The 21844-nt window shown below is 60.0% G+C and carries 7 protein-coding genes; 4 read left to right on the top strand and 3 right to left on the bottom strand.

Annotation, left to right across the window (positions count from 1 at the left end):
• Positions 1–291 precede the first annotated feature (291 nt).
• From ACA071_RS16845 to ACA071_RS16835, 3 genes are read right to left on the bottom strand one after another with little or no spacing between them, the layout of a single operon-like run.
• Positions 292–1620 carry a TolC family outer membrane protein gene (locus tag ACA071_RS16845; protein ID WP_497640196.1) on the bottom strand — a complete coding sequence of 443 codons (1329 nt, stop codon included), beginning with the start codon at positions 1618–1620 and terminating at the stop codon, positions 292–294.
• A 1-nt stretch (position 1621) separates the two neighbouring features.
• Positions 1622–2962 carry an HlyD family type I secretion periplasmic adaptor subunit gene (locus ACA071_RS16840; RefSeq protein WP_497640195.1) on the bottom strand — a complete coding sequence of 447 codons (1341 nt, stop codon included), beginning with the start codon at positions 2960–2962 and terminating at the stop codon, positions 1622–1624.
• A 6-nt stretch (positions 2963–2968) separates the two neighbouring features.
• Positions 2969–4711 carry a type I secretion system permease/ATPase gene (locus ACA071_RS16835; protein WP_497640194.1) on the bottom strand — a complete coding sequence of 581 codons (1743 nt, stop codon included), beginning with the start codon at positions 4709–4711 and terminating at the stop codon, positions 2969–2971.
• Between the two features lie 694 nt (positions 4712–5405).
• Between ACA071_RS16835 and ACA071_RS16830 the strand changes: the two genes are divergently transcribed.
• The 4 genes from ACA071_RS16830 (at position 5406) to ACA071_RS16815 (ending at position 21735) form a co-directional block, all read left to right on the top strand.
• On the top strand, positions 5406–16448 hold the full coding sequence (locus ACA071_RS16830) for a peroxidase family protein (RefSeq protein ID WP_497640193.1): 11043 nt from the start codon (positions 5406–5408) through the stop codon (positions 16446–16448).
• A 191-nt stretch (positions 16449–16639) separates the two neighbouring features.
• Positions 16640–16963: a hypothetical protein gene (locus ACA071_RS16825; RefSeq protein ID WP_497640192.1), complete on the top strand. Its 324-nt coding sequence runs from the start codon at positions 16640–16642 to the stop codon at positions 16961–16963.
• 936 nt (positions 16964–17899) lie between these two features.
• Positions 17900–20707 carry a multicopper oxidase domain-containing protein gene (locus ACA071_RS16820; RefSeq protein WP_497640191.1) on the top strand — a complete coding sequence of 936 codons (2808 nt, stop codon included), beginning with the start codon at positions 17900–17902 and terminating at the stop codon, positions 20705–20707.
• On the top strand, positions 20704–21735 hold the full coding sequence (locus ACA071_RS16815; protein WP_497640190.1) for an SCO family protein: 1032 nt from the start codon (positions 20704–20706) through the stop codon (positions 21733–21735). Before ACA071_RS16820 ends, ACA071_RS16815 begins: the two co-directional genes overlap by 4 nt.
• Positions 21736–21844: the final 109 nt, after the last annotated feature.

The raw sequence follows: 21844 nt of genomic DNA, 5'->3' as shown, positions 1-21844 counted from the left end.
CGAGAGCGTGGGGAGTTTAGCCGCGGGAATGTCTGACAACAAAAAGCCCGCGCATGGCGGGCTCTCTGTATGGGGTCAAATCCTTTTGTCCGTTCAGTCTGCGCTCCGTTCAGTGAGCACTTCGTGAAAAGCATGCCGATGGAACGAAAAAAAACAGCACTTAGCCGGGCTCTTTGTCGATAGGGCCAAATCCTTTTGGCTGACCGCATTTCCTCAAAGGTAGGCGAAGGGAACGCTGTTGCGTGCCTGGGTTTTGCCGACCACCTTGTAAAAGTGCCGTGCAGGTGAACGTCAGTTGGTGACCAACAGTGCCGGGCCGAGGTAGTTGTTGATGTGGTCGATATCGTCGTCGCCCAGACTGCCCACCGAAGAGGCCAGGCGCAGGCGCGACATCAAGTAGCGCAGCTTGGCCTCGAACAGGTCGTGGCGTGCAACGAAGAGCAGCTCTTCGGCATTGAGGACGTCCGAGTTGGTGCTGGTGCCGCCTTCTTTGAAGCCCTTGCGTGTGGAAGTCAGTGAACGTTCGTTGGACTCCACTGCCCGCTCCAGCGCGTGTATACGGTTGGCGCCGCTCTGTACGCCGCGAAACTCTCGGGTGGTACCGGAGGCGACTTCCTGGCGCGTAGCGTCGAGTTCGTCCAGGGCCTTATAGCTATTTGCACTTGCCTGGCGTGTCAGCGCGCTGGTGCCGCCACCGTTGTACAACGGGAAGTTCACTTCCAGCCCGATGGAGGCGTAGCGGTTGCGTTGATTCAGCTCGGAGATTGATTGGCTGTCGCCTGCGGTGTAGCCGGCAACGAAATCCAGTGTCGGCCAGTGGCCAGCCCTGGCGCGTTTCACTTCTTCTTCAGCGAGGTCGCTGCTATGACGGCGCGCATGGATCAGCGGGCTGTCAGTCTGGGCTTTGACCAACCAGTCTTGCAGGTTGTCCGGTAGCAACGGTGGTGTATCGAAGCTCGGTTGCAAGGTGGTCAGCGATTCGGGAGTTTCACCGATAAATTCCTCAAGCTTGCGACGCGCGTTGACCAGGTTGTCCTGCGCTTCTATCAGCTCAACCGCGGCGAGGTCGCGGCGAGCGACCGACTCGTCGATGTCGGTGACAGTGCCGGCCCCTAGCTCCATGCGCCGATTTGCCGAAGCGAGTTGCTCGTCGAAGGCGCTCAACTTGGATTTGGCAAGGATGATGGTTTCGCTGGCCAAGAGAACGTCGAAATAGCTTTCGGCCAAGCGCACCGCGGCGTCCTGACTCTTGGCATCGAACACCGCGACGCTGTAGTCGGCACGCTGTTTACCTTGGCGGTACTCTGCCATTTTTTGTTTGTTGAACAGCGGCTGGCGCAAGCGCACGTTAGCGCCCTTGGAGTCGTAGTCGAGATCCCTTTCGATGCCGCTCTGGCGCTGGGTGCCATTGACCTTGTTGTCGTAGGCCGAGGCATTGATTTGCGGTAGCAGGCCGGCCATGCCGATGGCGCGGTTTTCCACGCCGGCCTCCTTTTCATGCACGGCGGCGCGATAGACAGGGCCTTGGTACTGCAACAGATCCCAGGCTTGTTTGAGGTCTATGGCGCTGGCCGGGAGGGACAGCGCCAGCAGGCAGAAGAACAGGCAATGACGGTCCATTTCATTGTTCCTTGAAGGAGCTGTCAACACGCTCAAGCATTGGTTTGAGAAGATAGCTCAGCATGTTGCGCTCACCAGTCTTGATGGTGACGCTGGCGGGCATACCGGGACGAATGTGATTGCTGCCAAGAAGGCTCATGCCATCGGGCGTGACTTCTACCTGAGCCAGATAGAACGGTTGCTTGCTTTCCTCGTCGAGCAGGCGGTCGGCGGAGACGGTCTTCACACGGCCGGGAATGTTGGGCGTCCGGGCATGGTTGAAGGCCGGGAAGGCGATGTCCACGGCTAGGCCGGGGACCATCTTATCGATGGCCTGCACGGGAATCATTGCGTCGACCTGCAGCGGTTCGTTGTCCGGAACGATTTCCATGATCTTGAAGCCGGGTTGAATGATCCCGCCGATGGTAGCAATGCTCAGGGACTGGACCATGCCATCGATGGGCGATCGAATCACCGTGTGGGTCACTTCATAGTCCAGCGCACGCAAGCGGTCGGCCAAGGTGGTGTTTTCCTTGGCGGTGTCGGTGAGCTGCGATTCGACTTCCTTCAGGTAATCGTGCTGGCGCTGCAGGATGCGCAGCTTGATTTCGGTGGTCTGGCTACGCACGCGAGCGATGTTGTTGAGGTTCTCGGCCTGGCCGGCGGAGAGGTCGGCATTGCTGCGTTCCAGCTCAAGCAGACGGTTGCGTGGGACATAGCCTTCGGCCGCCAGCATACGGGTGCCTTTCAGTTCCTGGTTGAGGAAGTTGATCTGCGAGGCGCGGGCGCCATAGACCTGCTGCAGTCCCTTGAACTGCACCGCCGACGCCGCGAGGTTTTCCTGCAGGATGCTGATTTCGCCAGCGAGGCCGGCACGCCGGGTGTCCAGCAGGCGTTGTTGCAGATCCATGGCGGCCACCAGGCGGTAGTCATTCCCGAAGCGCTTGAGCAATTCGGGATCGTAGTTCACTACATCGCGGCCGTCGCGTTCCGCTTCCAGACGGTTTTCCACCGTCTTGCTGACGATGTACTGGGCACTGACCGCACCCTGTTCGGCAGCGGCACGCAGCGAATCGAGGCGGACCACCTCCTGGCCTTTTTTCACTGCATCGCCTTCGCGAACAAGAATGGCCTCCACGGTGCCGCCGCTCAGATGCTGCACGGCTTTGCGATTGCTGGTGACTTTTACCGTGCCTGTCGCTACCACGCCGGCATCCAGCGGCGCCAGCCAGGACCACAGGAGGAAGCCGCCGAAACCGGCGAGCACCAGCAATATGCCCCAGCGCACGGGTTTACCGACGTCCAGATCCACCACGTTCCTAGGATCGGTGTGAATCATGTCGGTGTGTTGGCTCATTTGCATGATCGGTTACTCCCGTGCTTTGACGGAGGCCAGTGGAGTTGACGCGCCTGCAGGCATCACACTGGCCTTGCGTAGCGCTGCGAATACTTCGTCGCGAGTACCGAGCATCTGCACACCGCCGTCGCGCAGCATCAGCACCTTATCGACGGCGCAGAGCACATTGGGACGGTGGGAAATCAGAATGACGGTGGCGCCGCGGTTTTTCAGTTGAGCCAGCGCATCGACCAAGGCCTTTTCACCGACGTCGTCGAGGTTGGCGTTCGGCTCATCCAGCACAATCAGATTGGGTTCTCCATACAGCGCGCGGGCCAGGGCGATGCGCTGTTTCTGGCCACCGGAAAGCGGGCTGCCATCAGTGCCCAGGCGGGTCTCATACCCCTGCGCAAGACGCAGGATCATCTCGTGCACTCCAGTCGTCCTGGCGGCGCGGATGACCGCGTCGCTGTCCACTTCGCCAAAGCGCGCAATGTTGTCGGCGATGGTGCCCTCGAACAGCTCCACGTCCTGTGGCAGGTAACCGAGCCATGGGCCAAGTTCGCCCTTGTTCCAGGTGAAAATGTCCGCGCCGTCCAGGCGCACCTTGCCGGCCTGTGCCGGCCAGACGCCGACCAACAGGCGGGCGAGCGTGGATTTGCCCGAGGCGGATGGACCGATAATGCCAAGGCTTTCGCCGGGGGAAAGGTTGAAGCTCACCCCGCGCAGAATCGTGTTGCCGGTACCGGTGCCGGGGGCACCGGCATACACATTCTCCACCGCCAGCATGCCCAGCGGCCGCTGCAACGACATGCTCGGTGGCCGGCGCGGATAGTCGTTCAGCATCTCGTTCAACCGACCCCAAGCCGAACGGCAGCCAAGCAGCTGCTTCCATGACGCGATGACTTGTTCCACCGGCCCCAGCGCGCGGCCGGTGAGGATCGAGCAAGCAATCATCATCCCGGGGGTGATCTTGCCTTCGATCGCCAGCAGCGCGCCGGCGCCGAGGATCAGCGACTGCAATGTGATACGCACGAAGCGCCCGGTGCTGCTGATCAGGGCGGCACGGTCGGAGGCCAGGGTCTGCATTTCGAGAATGCGCAAATGGCTTTGGTACCAGCGCTTGCCGATCGACGGCAGCATGCCCATGGCCTCGATGACCTCGGCGTTGCGCAGGTTGTTGTTGGCGTAGTTGGCGGAGGAGAGGGCGGCCTGATTGGCTTCGGCCAGCGGCTTTTGCGTCGCCTTCTCGGTGAGATAAGCCAGGCCCACCAGAATCAGCGAGCCGATCAGCGTGACCAGTCCTAGCAGCGGGTGGATCAGATAGGCGACCAGCAGGTAGATCGGCGTCCATGGCGCATCAAAGAAAGCGAACAGGCCATTGCCAGTGAGGAACTGACGCACCTGCGCGAGATCCTGCAGGGCCTGGGCCGGATTACCTCCGGCGCGGCTCAGGTTGCGTTCGAATGCGGCGGTGAAAATGCGGCGATTGAGGTCCATGTCGAGGCAGTTGCCGACCCGGATCAGCACGCGGGTGCGGAACATTTCCAGCGTGGCCATCAGCAAGAACAGGCCTATCACCAGAATGGTCAACATCGTCAACGTTGTGACGTTGCGACTGACCAAGGCCCGATCATAGACCTGCAGCATATAAACGGCTGGCGTCAACATCATGACGTTGATGACGCCACTGAACCCTGCCAGCGAATAAAAGCTGCGGCGCAGGCGAAAAATCGCGTCAGCCAGTTCGGATCGAGTGCTCGATAGCTTGTGCATTTGATAGTCCCTCACCGAAAAAGCCGGTTGTGCTTGCGGCAAAAAAGCAGCAGCAAATGTTGTGGAAAACCATAGATGTAGTTGCGAATGCTTATCGCGGACACAAGCGATAGCGTTCTTGGAAAAGTTCCATAAGTTTTTATGTTCACATGCAGCAGCGTAGGTGGCGTTTGTCTCTCTAGCGATACAGTTTGAAATAACATTTCGCTCTAGTAGTTCAGCTGAATCTATATATCTCCTTTAAGAACAGTAAGTTGTCATATCAAATGAAAATTATATTTTTTACGTCGTAATATTGACAGCGCATGGCTATGGAACTTTAGTCATGTGCAAGGGCGCCCGTCTGAAGCCTGCCATCGCTTCGAAAGTGCAAGGCACGGTGGTCCTGAAGGAGCATGGCATGTCGATCATTTCGTTCTGTTGCACCGTGGCGGAGCTGTTCAGGAAGTTCGCTTCGACTTCCCGATTCCATGGCCCACCAGCGGCCCGGAATCGCTCTGCCTAATCGCTCAGCGACATTTCATTGCGCGAACTCCAGGCGCGCCTTACCGGGCGCAGGGGACGGCTTTGCCTGATCCACGCCTGTTCTCGCCAAACAACCGAACCAACGAACTGCGCAAGCCAGCACCTGAATGGGCGTGGGAGGACTCTTATCGTCCCGTGTCTTTCCCCAAAGAGATCGAGGGCAATCAAAATGGCCAATTTCAACAAGTCGGATCTGGAATTCATCCTCAAGCAAATTTTCATCGCAGAAGCGCATGCCGGCGGCACCAGCCTCAGTGATTTGCTACCCAACAGTCAGGTGCCATTCGGCCTGCGTACCGTCGATGGCAGCGACAACAACCTGGTCGCCGGGCAAAGCGAGTTTGGCGCCGCGGACAATTCCTTCCTGCGTCTGCTTGATGCCCAGTATCGAGCGGCCTATGCCGCGTCAGGGACGGTGGTCGACCCGCAGCCACGGATTATCAGTAACCTGATTGACGACCAGACCGCCAACAACCCGGCCGCAGTAGCGGCGAACGGCGGTGCAGCCCCGGTGATCAGCCCCGGTCTGGATGGCGTGTTCGGCACGGCCGACGACAAGGAAGTGTTCTTTATCCCCAACGAGTCGCCGGACGCTGGTCTGACCGCCGGCTTCAACTCGTGGATGACCTTCTTCGGCCAGTTCTTCGACCACGGCCTCGACCTGGTCACCAAGAGCAGTACCGACTTCGTGTTTATTCCGCTGCAGCCGGACGATCCGTTGTACGTGCCGGGCAGCCCGACCAACTTCATGGTGCTGCCACGTGCAGTGCATACCCCCGGCGCGGACGGCATACTCGGCACTGCCGATGATGGCCAGCCCAACACTACCTCGCCGTTCGTGGACCAAAGCCAAACTTACAGTTCGCACCCCTCGCATCAGGTGTTCCTGCGCGAGTATGTCCTCAACGCGGCAGGTGACCCTGTTGCAACGGGACGCTTGATTACCAACCGCGATCTCGGCGCCGACGGCAAGTTCGGCACTGCCGATGATGGCGACGGCACAAATGGCGGCATGGCGACCTGGGCAGTGGTCAAGGCCCAGGCCCGTGACATTCTCGGCATCAACCTGACCGACGCCGATGTGCACAGCGTGCCGCTGCTGGCAACCGATGCGTATGGCAACTTCATCCGGGGTTCGAGCGGTATGCCGCAGGTGGTGATGCGCGTCAGCAACGGTGCTGACGGGATCGCCGGGACAGCGGATGACGTCACTCAACTGGTCGAAGGCAACCGGGATGCTCCGATCAGCCTGGCCAACGCCGTGAGCGCCGGGCATGGCTTCCTCGACGACATCGCCCACAATGCCGCGCCGGTAGTCGTCGGCGGGGTTCTGCAGGCGGATGCTGACGCCGATATCGGCAATGCGCAGCCGGTTGGCGCAGGCGGCAACAACCTGACCTACGACAACGAACTGCTCGACGCTCACTACATTGCCGGCGACGGCCGGGTGAACGAGAACATCGGCCTGACCACCGTGCACCATGTGTTCCACTCCGAACACAACCGCCTGGTCCAGCAAACCAAGGACACCCTCCTTGCCGCCGGCGATCTGGCCTTCCTCAATGAGTGGCTGGTGGACGACGTGGCCGCGATACCGACTACACCCGCTGAAATCGCAGCGTTGGTGTGGGACGGCGAACGCCTGTTCCAGGCCGCCAAGTTCGGCACCGAGATGCAGTACCAGCACCTGGTGTTCGAGGAGTTCGCGCGGACCATTCAGCCGCAGATCGATGAATTCCTTGCCCCCAACGGGTATGACACCTCGATCAACCCGGCCATCCTCGCCGAGTTTGCCCACGTGGTGTACCGCTTCGGTCACTCGATGTTGACCGAGACCGTCGATCGCTTCGACCCCGAATTCAATCCGCTCCTCACTGACCCGAACAATCCGGACTCGCAACTGGGTCTGATCGCCGCCTTCCTCAACCCGCTGGCGTTCGCCGGCAGCGGGGCGACTGCGGACGAAGCGGCAGGGGCGATCATTCGCGGTGTGACCCGCCAGCTCGGCAACGAGATCGACGAGTTCGTCACCGAAGCGTTGCGCAACAATCTGCTCGGTCTGCCGCTCGATTTGCCGGCCCTGAACCTGGCGCGTGGTCGCGACACGGGCATCCCCACGTTGAATGAAGCGCGCCGTGAGATGTACGCATCAACCGGTGACAGCCAACTCAAGCCGTACATCAGTTGGGCGGACTTTGCGGACCACCTCAAGCACCCCGAGTCGTTGGTCAACTTCATCGCTGCCTTTGGCACGCATGACACGATTACGTTGGCGACCACACTGGCAGACAAGCGCGCTGCAGCCTTGGCGCTGGTATTCGCCGGTGGTGGTTCACCGGCTGACCGCCTGGACTTCCTCAACAGCACCGGTGCCTATGCCAACATAACGCTGGCCGGCAAGGATGGGCTGATGGGTACTGCCGACGACGTGACGGGTGTGACGATCACGGGCCTCGACGACATCGATTTCTGGGTCGGTGGCCTCGCCGAAGAGAAGATGCCGTTCGGCGGCATGCTCGGCTCGACGTTCAACTTCGTGTTTGAGACCCAGCTGGAGGCGTTGCAGAACGGCGACCGCTTCTACTACCTGTCGCGTACCGCGGGCCTGAACTTCGGCACCGAGTTGGAGAACAACTCCTTTGCCAAGCTGATCATGCTCAACACCGATGTCACCCACCTGTCGAACACCGTGTTCCTGACGCCGACCTTCACCCTGGAAGTGAATCAGGCCAATCAGTTCACTAACCTTGGCGTGGACGGCAGCGCCGATCCGACGGGCGGCCTCATGATCAACGGCGTGGAAATCGTGCCGCTGGTGATCCGCGACAACCCCAACACCGTCGGTGCGGACAGTAATTATCTGCAATACACCGGTGAAGACCATGTCGTTCTGGGCGGCACCGCCGACAATGACATCATCGTCTCCGGTGATGGCGATGACACCGTTTACGGCGACGCCGGCAACGATCGCCTCGAAGGTGGCGCGGGGAACGATGCGGTCCTTGGCGGCGCGGGCGATGACATCATCACCGACTCGTTCGGCGACAACCGTCTGGAAGGCAATGCCGGTAACGATGTGATCGTGGCCGGTAGCATGTTTGCTTTAGGCAACCTGATCCTTGGGGGCGATGGCCAGGACTTCATTGTCACCACTGAAGACATCACCACCACCTTCGGCGGTCAGGGTGACGATTTCATCCTCGGCGCCAAGACCAACCTGCCAGCTACCGGCAACGAAGGTGATGACTGGATCGAGAAGGGCATGCAGGACGGTGCGCCTGGCGATAACGCTGCGCCGTTGCTCACTGACGATACGATCGGCAACGACATCTTTGTCGGCGGTGGTGGCTTCGACGAAATGATCGGCGAGGGGGGCGATGACATCTTTGTCGGCAGCGATGCCCAGGACAAGATGGACGGCATGTCCGGTTTCGACTGGGTGACCTACAAAAATGACAGGGTCGGGGTGACCGTTGACCTGTCCTTGGCCGCGCTGGCGCAGCCACACGGCAACGCGCCAAACCAGAACACCGGGGTGTTCAATCCGGTCGGCGCCTCGCCGGCCTCGATTCTCGACCGTTTTGCCGAGGTCGAAGGCTTGTCCGGTTCGAAATTCGGTGATGTGCTCAAAGGCGATGATGTTGATGCGGACACGATCATCAACCACGGGGGGGCCACGGGCAGTGCGCTGACCAATGTGGCGTTAATCCGCGGACTGGCGCAGTTCCTGTCCGATGCCGGCTTGCCGACTACCGGTTTTGCCACGGGCAACATCATCCTCGGTGGCAATGGCAGTGACCTGGTCGAGGGTCGAGGTGGCGATGATCTGATCGATGGCGACAAGTGGATCAACGTCAGAATTGCAGTCTATGCCCCCGGCGACGTCAACCATACCGGCCCCGAGATCGCCAGCTTCGACAGCATGGTCGATATGATTCCGTTCATGCTGGACCGCACGTATAACCCGGGTCAGCTCAAGGCCGTGCGGGAAGTCATGCCCGGCACCTCGACGGGCGGGGCGGCCTTCGACACCGCCATTTTCTCTGGGGTTCAGTCCGAGTACACGGTGATTCAGGACACCCGCGGCACGGCCAGTCTGGCGGACGATGTGTGGACGGTAACGGATAACGTAGCAGCGCGCGACGGCACCGATACCCTGCTGCATATCGAACGCTTGCAGTTCGCCGACTCCCAACGAGTGCTGGTGACGGGGCTCAATGCAGAACCGGTTGGCAGCACGACCATCACCGATGGAAACGGCGGGGCGATAACGGTAGGCGACACGCTGACGATCAGCGTGGCCGCGGTGCGCGATGCCAACAACGTCACGGCGGGTAATCCGCTGGGTACGCTCAACAACTCCTCGGTGTCCTACTACTGGCAGTTCGAGGCCGATCCAGGCAGCGGCGTGTTCGAGGACATCATCCTGTTGCCGGCCGGCGACCTGGCGTTCCAGAGTGCCGACGGCACTGCGTTCAAGGTCTCCCCGGACCTTGCCGGGCTATCGCTGCGGGTCAAGGCGATCTACCAGGATGGTCATGGCACGACTGAAATCGTGTTCTCGCAGCCGACAGCCGTAGTGGCTCCCGGCGCGCCGGTTGTGCCGACCGCGCAGACACCTGTGGTCGATGCCACGGCGGGTGGCGAAGGCCTGCACATGGTCCGCTCCGACCTCAACTTCATTCTTGATCAGATCAAGATTGCGGAGGCAGACGCGGCCGGTCAGGACATCCTCTCGCTGATCCCGAATATCCGCGCGCCATTGGGCCTGCGTGCGGTCGATGGCTCGAACAATAACCTGATGAACCTCAACGGCATTAACAACACCGAATTTGGTGCCGCGGATAACATCTTCCCGCGCTTGAGCGATCCAGTCTTCAATCCGGCGGAAGGTGCACCTGCCGGGTTCTTTGGCCCCGGCTCGCCGGCCATCCCGGGATCGTCGTACCAACAGAACAGCGGCAATGTGTTTGACTCGCAGCCGCGCACCATTAGTAATCTGATCGTCGACCAGACGTCGAACAACCCGGCGGCCTATGCCACGGCTTACGACCCGGGTACGGACGGTGTGCTCAACTTCGGCACGGTGGGTAACGACGACGTGCTCAAGGATGGCGTACGGATAGTCGCCAGCCCCGGCATGGATGGTCAGTTCGGTACTGCCGACGACCACGATGTGTACCTGTTCGAGAACACCACGGCGGATGCGGGGTTGTCCGCGCCGTTCAACGCCTGGATGACCTTCTTCGGGCAGTTCTTCGATCACGGTCTGGACCTGGTGACCAAAGGCGGTTCGGGCACCGTCTTCATCCCGCTGCAACCGGATGATCCGCTGTATGTGCCCGGTGGCAGCGCCAACTTCATGGTGCTGACCCGCGCGACCAACCTGCCAGGGGCGGATGGTGTTCTCGGTACGGCCGACGACATCCATGAGCACACCAACACCACCTCGCCGTTCGTGGACCAAAACCAGACCTACAGCTCGCACCCATCCCACCAGGTGTTCCTGCGCGGTTATGAGCTGACCGACAACGGCCCCATCGCGACCGGCAGGCTGATCACTAACCGTGACCTGGGAGCGGATGGCAAGTATGGTTCCGCGGACGACAGCGAAATCGGCGGTATGGCGACCTGGAAGGTGGTCAAGGCGCAGGCCAACGACATTCTGGGTATCCACCTCACCGATGCCGACGTTGGTAACGCCCCGTTGTTGGCGACTGACGCCTACGGCAATTTCATCAAGGGGCCGAATGGCTTCCCGATGGTTGTGATGAAGGGGGCTGACGGTCTTGGTGGCACGGCTGATGACGTCCTTGTCGAAGGTAATCCGCTTTCCCCCATTAGCCTGACCAATGCTGTGCGCACTGGTCACCAGTTCCTCATCGACATTAACAACAATGCAGCGCCGGTGTTCAGCGGTGGCGTGCTCGTGCCTGACGCGGATACCGACATTGGCAACGCAGTGCCGTTCAATCCGCAGACCGGGGCCAACCTGGCCTACGACAACGAACTGTTAGATGCGCACTACATCGCTGGCGACGGCCGGGTCAACGAGAACATCGGCCTGACCGCGGTGCATGCGATCTTCCACGCCGAGCATAATCGGCTGGTCGCACAGACCAAGGACACCGTGCTCGATTCAGGTGACGTGGCCTTCCTCAACGAGTGGCTGCTCAATCCGGTGAACGCGTTGCCAGCCAACCAAGCTGAGATCGATGCACTGGTGTGGAATGGCGAGCGCTTGTTCCAGGCTGCCAAGTTCGGCACCGAGATGCAGTATCAGCACTTGGTGTTTGAGGAGTTTGCACGGACCATCCAGCCCAGGGTCGACCTGTTCTTCGCACCGACCCAGGTCTATGACGTTGACCTCGATGCCTCGATCGTCGCCGAGTTCGCCCACACCGTCTACCGGTTTGGCCACTCGATGCTGACCGAGACCGTCGATCGCTTCGACGTCGATTTCAACGTGGTTGGTGATCCGAACAGCGCTGATCCCGATCAGCAAATCGGCCTGATCGCGGCGTTCCTCAACCCGTTGGCGTACGCGGCCAGTGGTGTGACGCCAGAAGATGCGACCAGTGCGATTATACGTGGGGTGACTCGCCAGGCCGGTAACGAAATCGACGAGTTCGTCACCGAGGCGCTGCGCAATAACCTGCTCGGTCTGCCGCTCGACCTGCCGGCGATCAACATCGCCCGTGGACGCGACGTGGGGATTCCCTCGCTCAATGCGATCCGCCGCGACATCTTCAGCCAAACCGGTGATACCCAACTCAAGCCCTACAGCAGCTGGGTCGATCTGGTGCAGCACCTCAAGCATCCAGAGTCGTTGATCAACTTCATCGCGGCCTATGGCACGCATGACACGATCACTGCGGCGACCACGCTGGAAGGCAAACGTGCTGCGGCCATGGCGCTGGTATTGGGTGGTGTTGATGCGCCGGCTGATCGCCTGGACTTCCTCAACGGTAGCGGTGCCTGGGCCAACGTAACGCTGGCCGGCAAGGATGGGGTGCTGGGAACTGCCGACGATCTGAAGGGAGTGACGGTCACGGGGGTCGATGCTATCGACCTATGGATCGGCGGCCTGGCCGAAGAGAAAACCCCGTTCGGCGGCATGCTCGGCACGACCTTCAACTTCGTGTTCGAGAACCAGCTGGAAAAACTGCAGGACGGCGACCGCTTCTACTACCTCGAGCGCACCGCTGGCCTGTCGATGAACGCAGAACTGGAAAGCAACTCGTTCGCCAAGCTGATCATGGCCAACACCTCGGCCACGCACTTGCCGGGCCTGGTGTTCTCGGACCCTGGGTTCTATCTGGAAAGGGACCAGAGCAAGCAATACAACGATGGCTTGGGCAACGCCGATCCGCTTGGCGAGAACGGCGAGCAGGTGGTGTTCCGCGACAATCCGCTGACCGCAGGGCCGGACACCAACTACATCCGGTACTCGGGTGAAGAGCACATCGTGCTGGGCGGCACCAACGGCGCAGACATCCTCGTCTCGAGTGATGGTGATGACACGGTCTGGGGTGACGGCGGCAATGATCGCATTGAAGGCGGTAATGGCAACGACCAACTGCGCGGTGGCGCCGGCGACGACATCATCACCGACATCGGCGGCGACGATAACATCCAGGGTGGCGACGGCAACGACGTGCTGCACGGAGGCAACGGCATCAACCTGATCATTGGCGGGTTCGGCAATGACTTCATCGTGACCGGTGAGGACGCTTCCGAGGCCATTGGTGGCCAGGGCAACGACTTCATCCTGGGCAGCAAAGCCAACGAACAGGACATGGGTAACGAAGGCGACGACTGGATCGAAAAGGGCACTTCGGACGGTGCACCTGGCGACAACTTCGACCCGGCTGGCAATGACCCGGTGATCGGCCACGATGTGTTCATCGGCGGTAACGAGAACGATAAGTTCAACGGTGAAGGCGGCGACGACATCATGGTCGGCAGCCTCGGCCTGGGTGACCGCTATATCGGCGGCTCAGGCTATGACTGGGCAACCTTCAAGGGGCTCGCCCAGGGCGTGACTATCGATTTCACCGACCGGTTTTTCGATGTTCCGCCGGTGCCGGGTTCGGGGGCTTCGGCGCTGGTGCGTTTCGACATCATGGAAGGTCTGTCGGGTTCATCGCACGGTGACTTCCTGCGCGGTGATAACGAAGATGCCACATCGTTACCCACCGCGGGGGCAACCGGCAGTGTGCTGACCAACATCAACCTGATCAACGGCCTGGCTGATTTGCTGCCAGCCGGAGCGACGTTCTTCGATGGCGGCAACATCATCCTCGGCGGTAGTGGTAGCGACCTGATCGAAGGTCGAGGTGGTGATGACATCATCGATGGTGACAAGTGGCTGAACGTACGCATTAGCGTACGGGCGAACGCTGATGGCACTGGCCCGGAAATCGCCACGTTCGATAGCATGGAGCCGATGGTGTCGCTGATGCTGAACGGTACTTACAACCCAGGTCAGTTGGTCATCGTGCGGGAGATTCTGACCGGCGATAACAGCTTCGACACCGCGTTGTTCTCCGGTAATTTGGGGGAATACGGCATCGAGATCGATGGCGACACTGTCATTGTGACCGACTCGGTGGCGGGGCGTGATGGCGTCGATCGCTTGACGGGCATCGAGCGTCTGCAGTTCGCTGACATTGCGCTGTCGTCCGGAGTGGGCACCGCTCAAAACAACGATCCATTGGGTCATCTGGCAATCCTCGATGCTGCCACCGGTGTGCGTGACGAAACGCCTGTCGCCGGCCAGTTGCTGCGCGTCAGTGATCGGGGGGTACACGACGCGGACAACCAAAGCGTGGCCAACCCGACCGGTGCGGTGACCGGCGGGGTGGCTTACTACTGGCAGGTCGAAAATATTCCTGGGTCGGGTATCTTTGAAGACATCACCGTTATCGCCGCTGGCGAGGCATCGCGGGCGACTGGTACCACCTTCCGGGTGGGGGCCGATGAGGCGGGTCTGAACATCCGCGTCCGTGCGGTGTACCAGGATGCCAAGGGCACGCTGGAGATCGTCGACTCGGCCGGGAACAGTACACCGACCGAAGGGCCGACCGTTACCGGGCTTGCCGTGCAGAACCAGTTGTTGACCGCTGACCCAACGAGCATCATCGACCTCGATGGCCTGAGCAATCCGCAGTTCACCTACCAGTGGCAGGCGAACGACGGGCTTGGCTTCGTCAACATCGCCGGCGCTACCGGTAGCACGTTCGCGCTTGGCCAGGCTCAAGTCGACCAGGAAGTGCGCGTGGTGATGGGGTACGTGGATGACTTCGGTGTGGCCGAAAGCGTTTCGTCCAACATCCTGGGGCCGGTGGATAACGTCAACGATGCACCGACTGCAGGGCCGACCGTAACCGGGCTTGCACTGCAGAACCAGGTGTTGACTGCTAACCCGGCGAGCATCATCGACGTTGATGGCCTCAGTAATCCGCAGTTCACCTACCAATGGCAGGCGAACAACGGGCCTGGCTTCGTCAACATCGCCGGAGCTACCGGTAGCACGTTCGCGCTTGGCCAGGCTCAGGTCGGCCAGGCAGTGCGCGTGGTGGTCGGTTACGTGGATGACTTCGGTGCGGCCGAAAGCGTTTCGTCCAACATCCTGGGGCCGGTGGCCAACGTCAACGATGCACCGACAGGCGTGTTGCTGATCAGCGATACGACACCGGATCAAGGGCAGGTGCTGACCGCGCTGACGGGTGGGATTGCCGATGCGGATGGGCTGGGCACCTTCAGCTTCCAGTGGCAGCAAGGTGTCGGCGCGTCCTTCACTAACATCAACGGCGCGACTGCTGCGACCTTCACCCCTGGTGCGGCGCAGGTCAATCTGCAACTGCGAGTGATCGTGCGCTACACCGATGGCTTCGGCACGCTGGAGTCGGTGACCTCTGCAGCGACGGCGGCGGTTGTGGTACAGGGCGTGGTACTGCAGGGCAATGCTTTGGCGAACACCCTCACCGGCACCGCAGGTAATGATGTGCTGCTTGGCCTGGGCGGGAACGATACGCTGAATGGCCTCGCCGGTATCGACCAGTTGTTTGGCGGCACTGGCAACGACATCCTCAACGGCGGAGACAACAACGACGTCCTCAATGGCGAGGACGGCAACGACACCCTCAACGGTGGGCTCGGCGCGGATGCCATGAACGGCGGTGCCGGCAACGACACGTTTGTGGTCGACAACGTCGGTGACCTTGTCACCGAGGCGCTGGGTGGTGGTACTGATCTGGTGCAAACCAGCCTGACGAACTACCTGCTCGGTGCCAACGTCGAGAACCTGACCTATACAGGTGCCGGTAACTTCACCGGTACCGGTAACGCGCTAGCCAACACCATCACCGGCGGGGTGGGTAACGACTTCCTCAATGGCGGTGCAGGTGCTGACCGGTTGGTGGGGGGAGCCGGCAACGATACCTACGTTGTCGATGCCGCCGCAGACGTGGTGGTCGAGGTGGCGGGTGGCGGTACGGACACCGTGCAGACTTCGCTGGCCAGCTACACGCTGGGCGCTAATGTCGAGAATCTGACCTACACCGGAGCCGGCAACTTCGTCGGCAACGGTAACGGGTTGAATAACGTCATCACCGGTGGGGTGGGTAATGACACCCTCAATGGAGGCGACGGCAACGACATCCTCACCGGCAACGGCGGCAACGACACACTGAATGGAGACGCCGGTAACGATCAACTGTTCGGTGGCATTGGCACGGATACCCTGAACGGCGGCACTGGCGATGACAGCCTCGACGGCGGTGATGGGGCGGATGTCTTGAATGGTGGAACAGGCAACGACACGTTGCTCGGTGGTGACGCTAACGACACATTGTTGGGTGGTATCGGCAATGACTTCATCGATGGCGGTATTGGCAACAATACGGTCACTGGCGGTGCCGGCAACGACATGATGGTTGCCAGCAGTGGCAACGATATCTTTATGTTCGCAGCGGGCTTCGGGGCCGATCAGATCATCGGCTTCGATGCCAACGCGGTGGGAGGCCAGGACCGGCTCGATATTTCCGCGTTCGGCGTCACTGCTGCGACCTTTGCCGGCAGCGTCATCATCACCGATGTCGGTGCGGATACTTTGATCAGCTCCGCAGGAATAGCTGACTCCATCCGCCTGGTCGGTGTGGCCGATGCAACAACCGTCACTGCCGCAGACTTCATTCTCGCCACTTGAGATCCTGATCGGTACTGTCGCAGGGAGCGTGGATAGCAAAGGGGAGGGCAATGGATGCCCTCCAGTTTTTAAAGAGCCTGGTTGTTCGTTCGGCCGAAAATGCGTGTACCACCCTGTCAGATCGGAATGTCGGTTCGTGGGAAACGCTCGATCAACATTTGACCAGATAATGGAAAAAGGGGAGCCCGGCCTTGAACATTTTAACGACCTGCGCCATGAGCAGCCTGTTGGTTTCGCTCGCCGCTTCTGCTACCGGGATTATTCCGGTCTTCGACCTGGACTTCACCCGATCAGCAACTAAAACGCTGCAAAAACTGGGCATCCACGACGCGTGTATTATCGCCGCTTCAAATCCCGATGCGTTTACCTATTGCCGAGAAGGATCGTCAACGCTCTGGAAGTATCAGGTGTTGGATCTAGAGCAGCAGGCAGCGATGCAAGTGGGCGAAATGCGGCCTTCGGCGGGGTATCAGCGAATTACTGTCGTGCAACTCAATAGCGCTGCCTGCGAATAAAGTCACCTTGTGCCAGGTAAAACCGGGTACTAGTCGTGGACTTGTCCTCGGCCTGCTTACCCTGTTTCTGTTAATCGTTTTTCGACACACCCACCATCTTGTAATCCAAATCTGATGAATGCTTCCCGCTGACTCTTAACTGCTTAACAGGCATATAAGACTCCAGGCTGCGCCTATCGAAAAAATGAAAAGCATGAGTGCCAGCGTGAGGATTAGCGGCTCGGCTTGCATGAAAGTGTCTCCTCAAAAGGGCTGGAAATGCGCGCCTGATCCTCGGTGCAGGGGGGGGCAGGCATCGTTTGCATGTATAGGGAGTGCCCTTGAAGGCGTTAGTTAACGCACAGCATTCTCTATGCCAAAAAACTTGATAGCCTGAAACTTCTCGCCGACAACGCGGCCTGCTTGCGTGGCCAATTCGCCAGCAAAAAAAGTTGATATAGGACGCGGGTAATACAGCCCATTTATGGGGGATTCCGCTCACCGTGGGTATTGCAATATCACAGCTAGCTTAAGTTGGTATGGCGGCCGGTTCTGAAGTGCTCTGTCCGTTTTTGGCCGGGACACATGTTTTCATCTTTCGCGACCCGCTGATATCGATGGTGCGGACACTGAAAAAGGAACTGCAGTTAAATGAACAGATCCTGAAAATCGTGATGAACAAACCTATCGACTGAGCTACTTCCGCCAGCGAAGTACAAACGAATAGAGGCGGTACTCAGTCATCTGCGATCTGTGAATTATCTGTTGCTCAAACGGGTCCCCTGATAATGGGGGTGAACTTTCCCCGTTAGCGGGTGTCATGCCCCAGTAATGGCATCTTGATGTTTATAAGCCATTGTTTTTTTGAGTATTAATACTTCTTTAAAAACTGTCATTTCTGGCGAGATCCTTGCACTGGCCCCATTACCCCCTTTCACAACTTCGAGGCGGCTGGTGATGGACAGAAAAGCGCGGTACCCCTTCAAATGGTTCGGCCTCCTGACGCCTCTGAGCGTTCTTCTGACAATGACGCTGGGCACGGCGACTCTGCGTGCCAGCCCCATCGATGACGAGCGACAGCCAGAACCTTCCGACCCCTCGGCTTACCACGATGAACCGGCTGACAAAGCAGGAGCCTTGAACGCCATTTTGACCATGCCCCCGGCTAACCTCGATTCCTTCGACTTGCCGGCTGGCGTCAAAGGCAGCAAAAGCACCACACGCCAGGAAAACATCCTGCCGCCGGCGGTGCAGACCAGTTTCAATTACCCTACTAACGGAAAACCCAGCCCACTGTACGGGGCTCTGCCGTTCACTCAGCAACTGGTGCTGTTCGAAGAATTCGGCCCGGAAAAACTCGACCCCGCCACACCGGCGGCGCCATTGCCGTTTCCACCGGCCGCCATTGGCCCGCTGCCGCAACAAGATCCCACCAGCGCCGCTCGTAGCGCCCCGTCGAGTGCAGCGCTCGACGCTTTCATGCGTCAACCGGGCTTGACCCCGTTCCCGAGCCAGTACTCCAACGTGGTCGACCGTAACCCGTGGCAGAAGCAGATCGAATTTTTCCTCAACCGCCGTATCGGTTCGTCGGCTGAAGGCCGTCCGCCAGGGAAAGGCTGGTCGCACCAGCGCTGGAACGAGTTCTACCCGCAAGTGGCCTACAAGACCGTGCAAACCGGCGCACGGTTGAATACCGGTGGGCGTGATAGTCGTCAGATGCACGGCTATGCCTTGGGCGAGTTTGGCCCCGGCGGCCTCTATCACAACGTGGCTGGCGTACCGGCGACCGATGGCACCGCCAAGGGCGTCACTCCGCGTTTCCACCCGAAAATGCCGGTGCAGAACCACAACTCGGTGTGGACCTTCGACGGCACCTTGCCGCCCAAACTGTTGATGGTGCGTTACGGTCAACCCGTGTTGATGCGCCATTACAACGGCTTGCCGATCGACCCGTCGGCTAACATGGGGTTTGGTTTGCACACCATCACCACCCACGAACACAACGGTCACGCCCCGGCGGAAAGCGACGGTTATGCCAATGCGTTTTTCTTCCCCGGGCAATTTTATGACTATCGCTGGCCGATCCAGTTGGCCGGTTACGACAGCATCAACACCAAGGCTGAAGACCCGCGTGCAGCGTTTCCGTGCGCGCCGGGCGAAACCTTGTGGACCAACGACCTCACTCCCAGCCGCAAGACCTGCGACCACGGCACCATCAAGATCCGTGGCGACTGGCGCGAAACCATGAGCACCCACTGGTTCCACGACCACATGCTCGATTTCACCGCGCAGAACGTCTACAAGGGCAACGCGGCGATGATGAACTACTACAGCGCCCTGGACCGTGGCAACGAATCGGTGAACGACGGCGTCAACCTGCGTTTTCCCAGTGGCAGCGCCTTGCCCTGGGGTAATCGCGACTACGACGTCAACCTGCTGTTTGCCGACAAGGCCTGGGATAAGAACGGTCAACTATGGTTTAACCCGTTCAATACCGACGGCTTCCTCGGTGATCAGGTGCTGGTCAACTGGCAGTGGAAACCGACCCTGGATGTGCGCGCCCGCAGCTATCGGTTCCGCATGCTCAACGGCTCAGTGTCGCGCTACTTCAAACTGGCGCTCGTGCGCGAGATCAAGGGCACCAGCGGGGAGTTTCAAGGGCCTGCGGGGTCGGGAGTGTCGTTTGCCCGCGTGCCGTTCCACATGATTGCCAATGACGGCAACATCATGGAACACACCGTGCCGTTCGACGGCAGCATGGACCTGGATGCCGACGGCGATAAACAGAACCACAACGCGATCCTGCCAACCATGGGCATCGCCGAGCGTTTCGACATCATCGTCAACTTCTCGAAAAACGGGATCAAACCGGGCGACAAGCTGTTCTTCGTCAACCTGCTAGTGCACGAAGACGGCAAGGGCCCGGAAGAACCCGCCTCCCTGGCTGACGTGCTGTCCGAGAAATACCGGGCGATCCTCAAGCAAACCAGCAAGGGGCCGAAGTGGGAAGACGGTGATCCGGCGGTAGGCAAGGTGTTGCAATTCAACGTCAAGGCGTACACCGGCCAGGACCTGGCCATGGACCCGGCTGCTTATGAACCAGCCAAACCGGGCAAGGCTGAAGGCCTGGTGATGATCCCGCTGAAGATTCACCGCGACAACACCGCCGACAAGGCGCTGCTGGCCAAAGCCCGCCACCGCACCTTCACCTTCGGCCGTTCCGACGGCACCGATGAAGCACCGTGGACGGTCAAGACTGATGGCGGTTTCGGTTTCCAGATGGACCCACGGCGCCTGAACACCGCCACCCAACTGGCCAGTGGCCCCACCGATGCCGGTGTCGCCGGTTTCGGCACCCTGGAAGTGTGGAACATCAAGCTCGGCGGCGAGGGCTGGAGCCATCCGGTGCATGTGCACTTCGAGGAGGGGATCATCCTCAGTCGCGGCGGCAAGGTGCCACCGGAATGGGAAAAATGGGCACGCAAGGACGTGTACCGCATCGGCCCGGAAAAGGATGGCCTGGACAACGTCGAAATGGCGATCAGCTTCCGCGAGTTCGCCGGGACGTACATGGAGCACTGTCACAACACTCAGCATGAGGACAACTCGATGCTGCTGCGCTGGGACATTGAGAAACCCGGGCAATTCCAGTTGATGCCGACACCGCTGCCGAGTTGGGATGGCGTGCGCTACGTCAACTCTGCCGCGCTGCCAACCTTCCGCACTGGCGACGGCTCCGGCCTTAAAGCGGTGGTCAAACCATGAGCCACGCGGGAGCCGACTTGAAAATGCATACGTCGCGCTCCCGCGCCCTGGGCATTCGCCTGATGTGGGTGCTCGTCACCTGCCTGCTAGGCGTCTGGGTGCTGGTGGCTCGCGAGGTGGTGGCGCCGGATTCGGAGGCGGCGACACCCTGGGGCGGCGACTACTTCCCCAACACCCTGCTGACCGATCAGGACGGTCGGCAGGTGCGTTTTTTCGATGACCTGATCAAAGGCAAAGTAGTGGTGATCAACTTTATCTTCACTACGTGCAGCGACTCCTGCCCGCTGGAAACCGCCCGTCTGCGCCAGGTGCAGCAACTGCTCGGGGACCGGGTCGGCCAGGACATCTTCTTCTACTCGATCAGCATCGACCCGCTCAGCGACACGCCCGAGGTGCTGAAGGCCTATGCGCAACGCTTCAAGGTCGGACCGGGCTGGAAGTTCCTCACCGGCGAGTTTGCCGACGTCACCGACCTGCGCAAAAAACTCGGGTTGTTTATCGAAGGCGTCGACAACGGCCGCAGCAAGGACCACAACCTGAGCCTGATCGTCGGCAACCAGGCCAGTGGTCGCTGGATGAAGGCTTCACCGTTCGAGAACCCGTGGATCCTCGCCGATCAACTGGCCAATACCTTGCAGAACTGGAAACAACCCAGCATTGAAGAAAGCTACGCCAACGCGCCGGAGATCCGCCCGCCGAGCAACGGCGAAGAACTGTTTCGCACCCGTTGCGCCTCGTGCCACAGCCTCGGGCCGCAAGACGGCCAAGGCATCGGCATGCGTGCCATTGGCCCGGACTTGATCGGCGTGACCCGTCAGCGGGAACCGGCCTGGCTCAGCCGCTGGATTCGCGAACCGGACCGCATGCTCGCCGAAAAGGACCCGATCGCGATGGAACTGTTTGAGCGCTATGACAAGATTCCGATGCCCAACCTGCGCCTCGACGAGAACTCCGCGCAGGCCATCATCGGCTTTTTGCAGGAAGAAACCGATCGTCAGCAACCGTTACGGGCGGCACAGGTGCAATAGCGGCCAATTGCTTACATTGGTCGAGCTGACGCGAACAACAGGAAATCAAGCAGGCCTACGAGGCTCACATCGTTAATCTGAAAGAACAGATCAGCTGCTACGCGACCGT

The organism is Pseudomonas sp. LBUM1646, assembly GCF_059716165.1.
Note: the sequence above shows the minus strand (reverse complement) of the source record. Positions and strands in the feature narration are given on the sequence as shown.

Bases quoted from the DNA above. Each gene is read 5' to 3' on its own strand.
- ACA071_RS16830 (WP_497640193.1), top strand. From the start codon at position 5,406: ATGGCCAATTTCAACAAGTCGGATCTGGAATTCATCCTCAAGCAAATT.
- ACA071_RS16820 (WP_497640191.1), top strand. From the start codon at position 17,900: ATGGACAGAAAAGCGCGGTACCCCTTCAAATGGTTCGGCCTCCTGACG.
- ACA071_RS16835 (WP_497640194.1), bottom strand. From the start codon at position 4,711: ATGCACAAGCTATCGAGCACTCGATCCGAACTGGCTGACGCGATTTTT.
- ACA071_RS16840 (WP_497640195.1), bottom strand. From the start codon at position 2,962: ATGCAAATGAGCCAACACACCGACATGATTCACACCGATCCTAGGAAC.
- ACA071_RS16845 (WP_497640196.1), bottom strand. From the start codon at position 1,620: ATGGACCGTCATTGCCTGTTCTTCTGCCTGCTGGCGCTGTCCCTCCCG.
- ACA071_RS16815 (WP_497640190.1), top strand. From the start codon at position 20,704: ATGAGCCACGCGGGAGCCGACTTGAAAATGCATACGTCGCGCTCCCGC.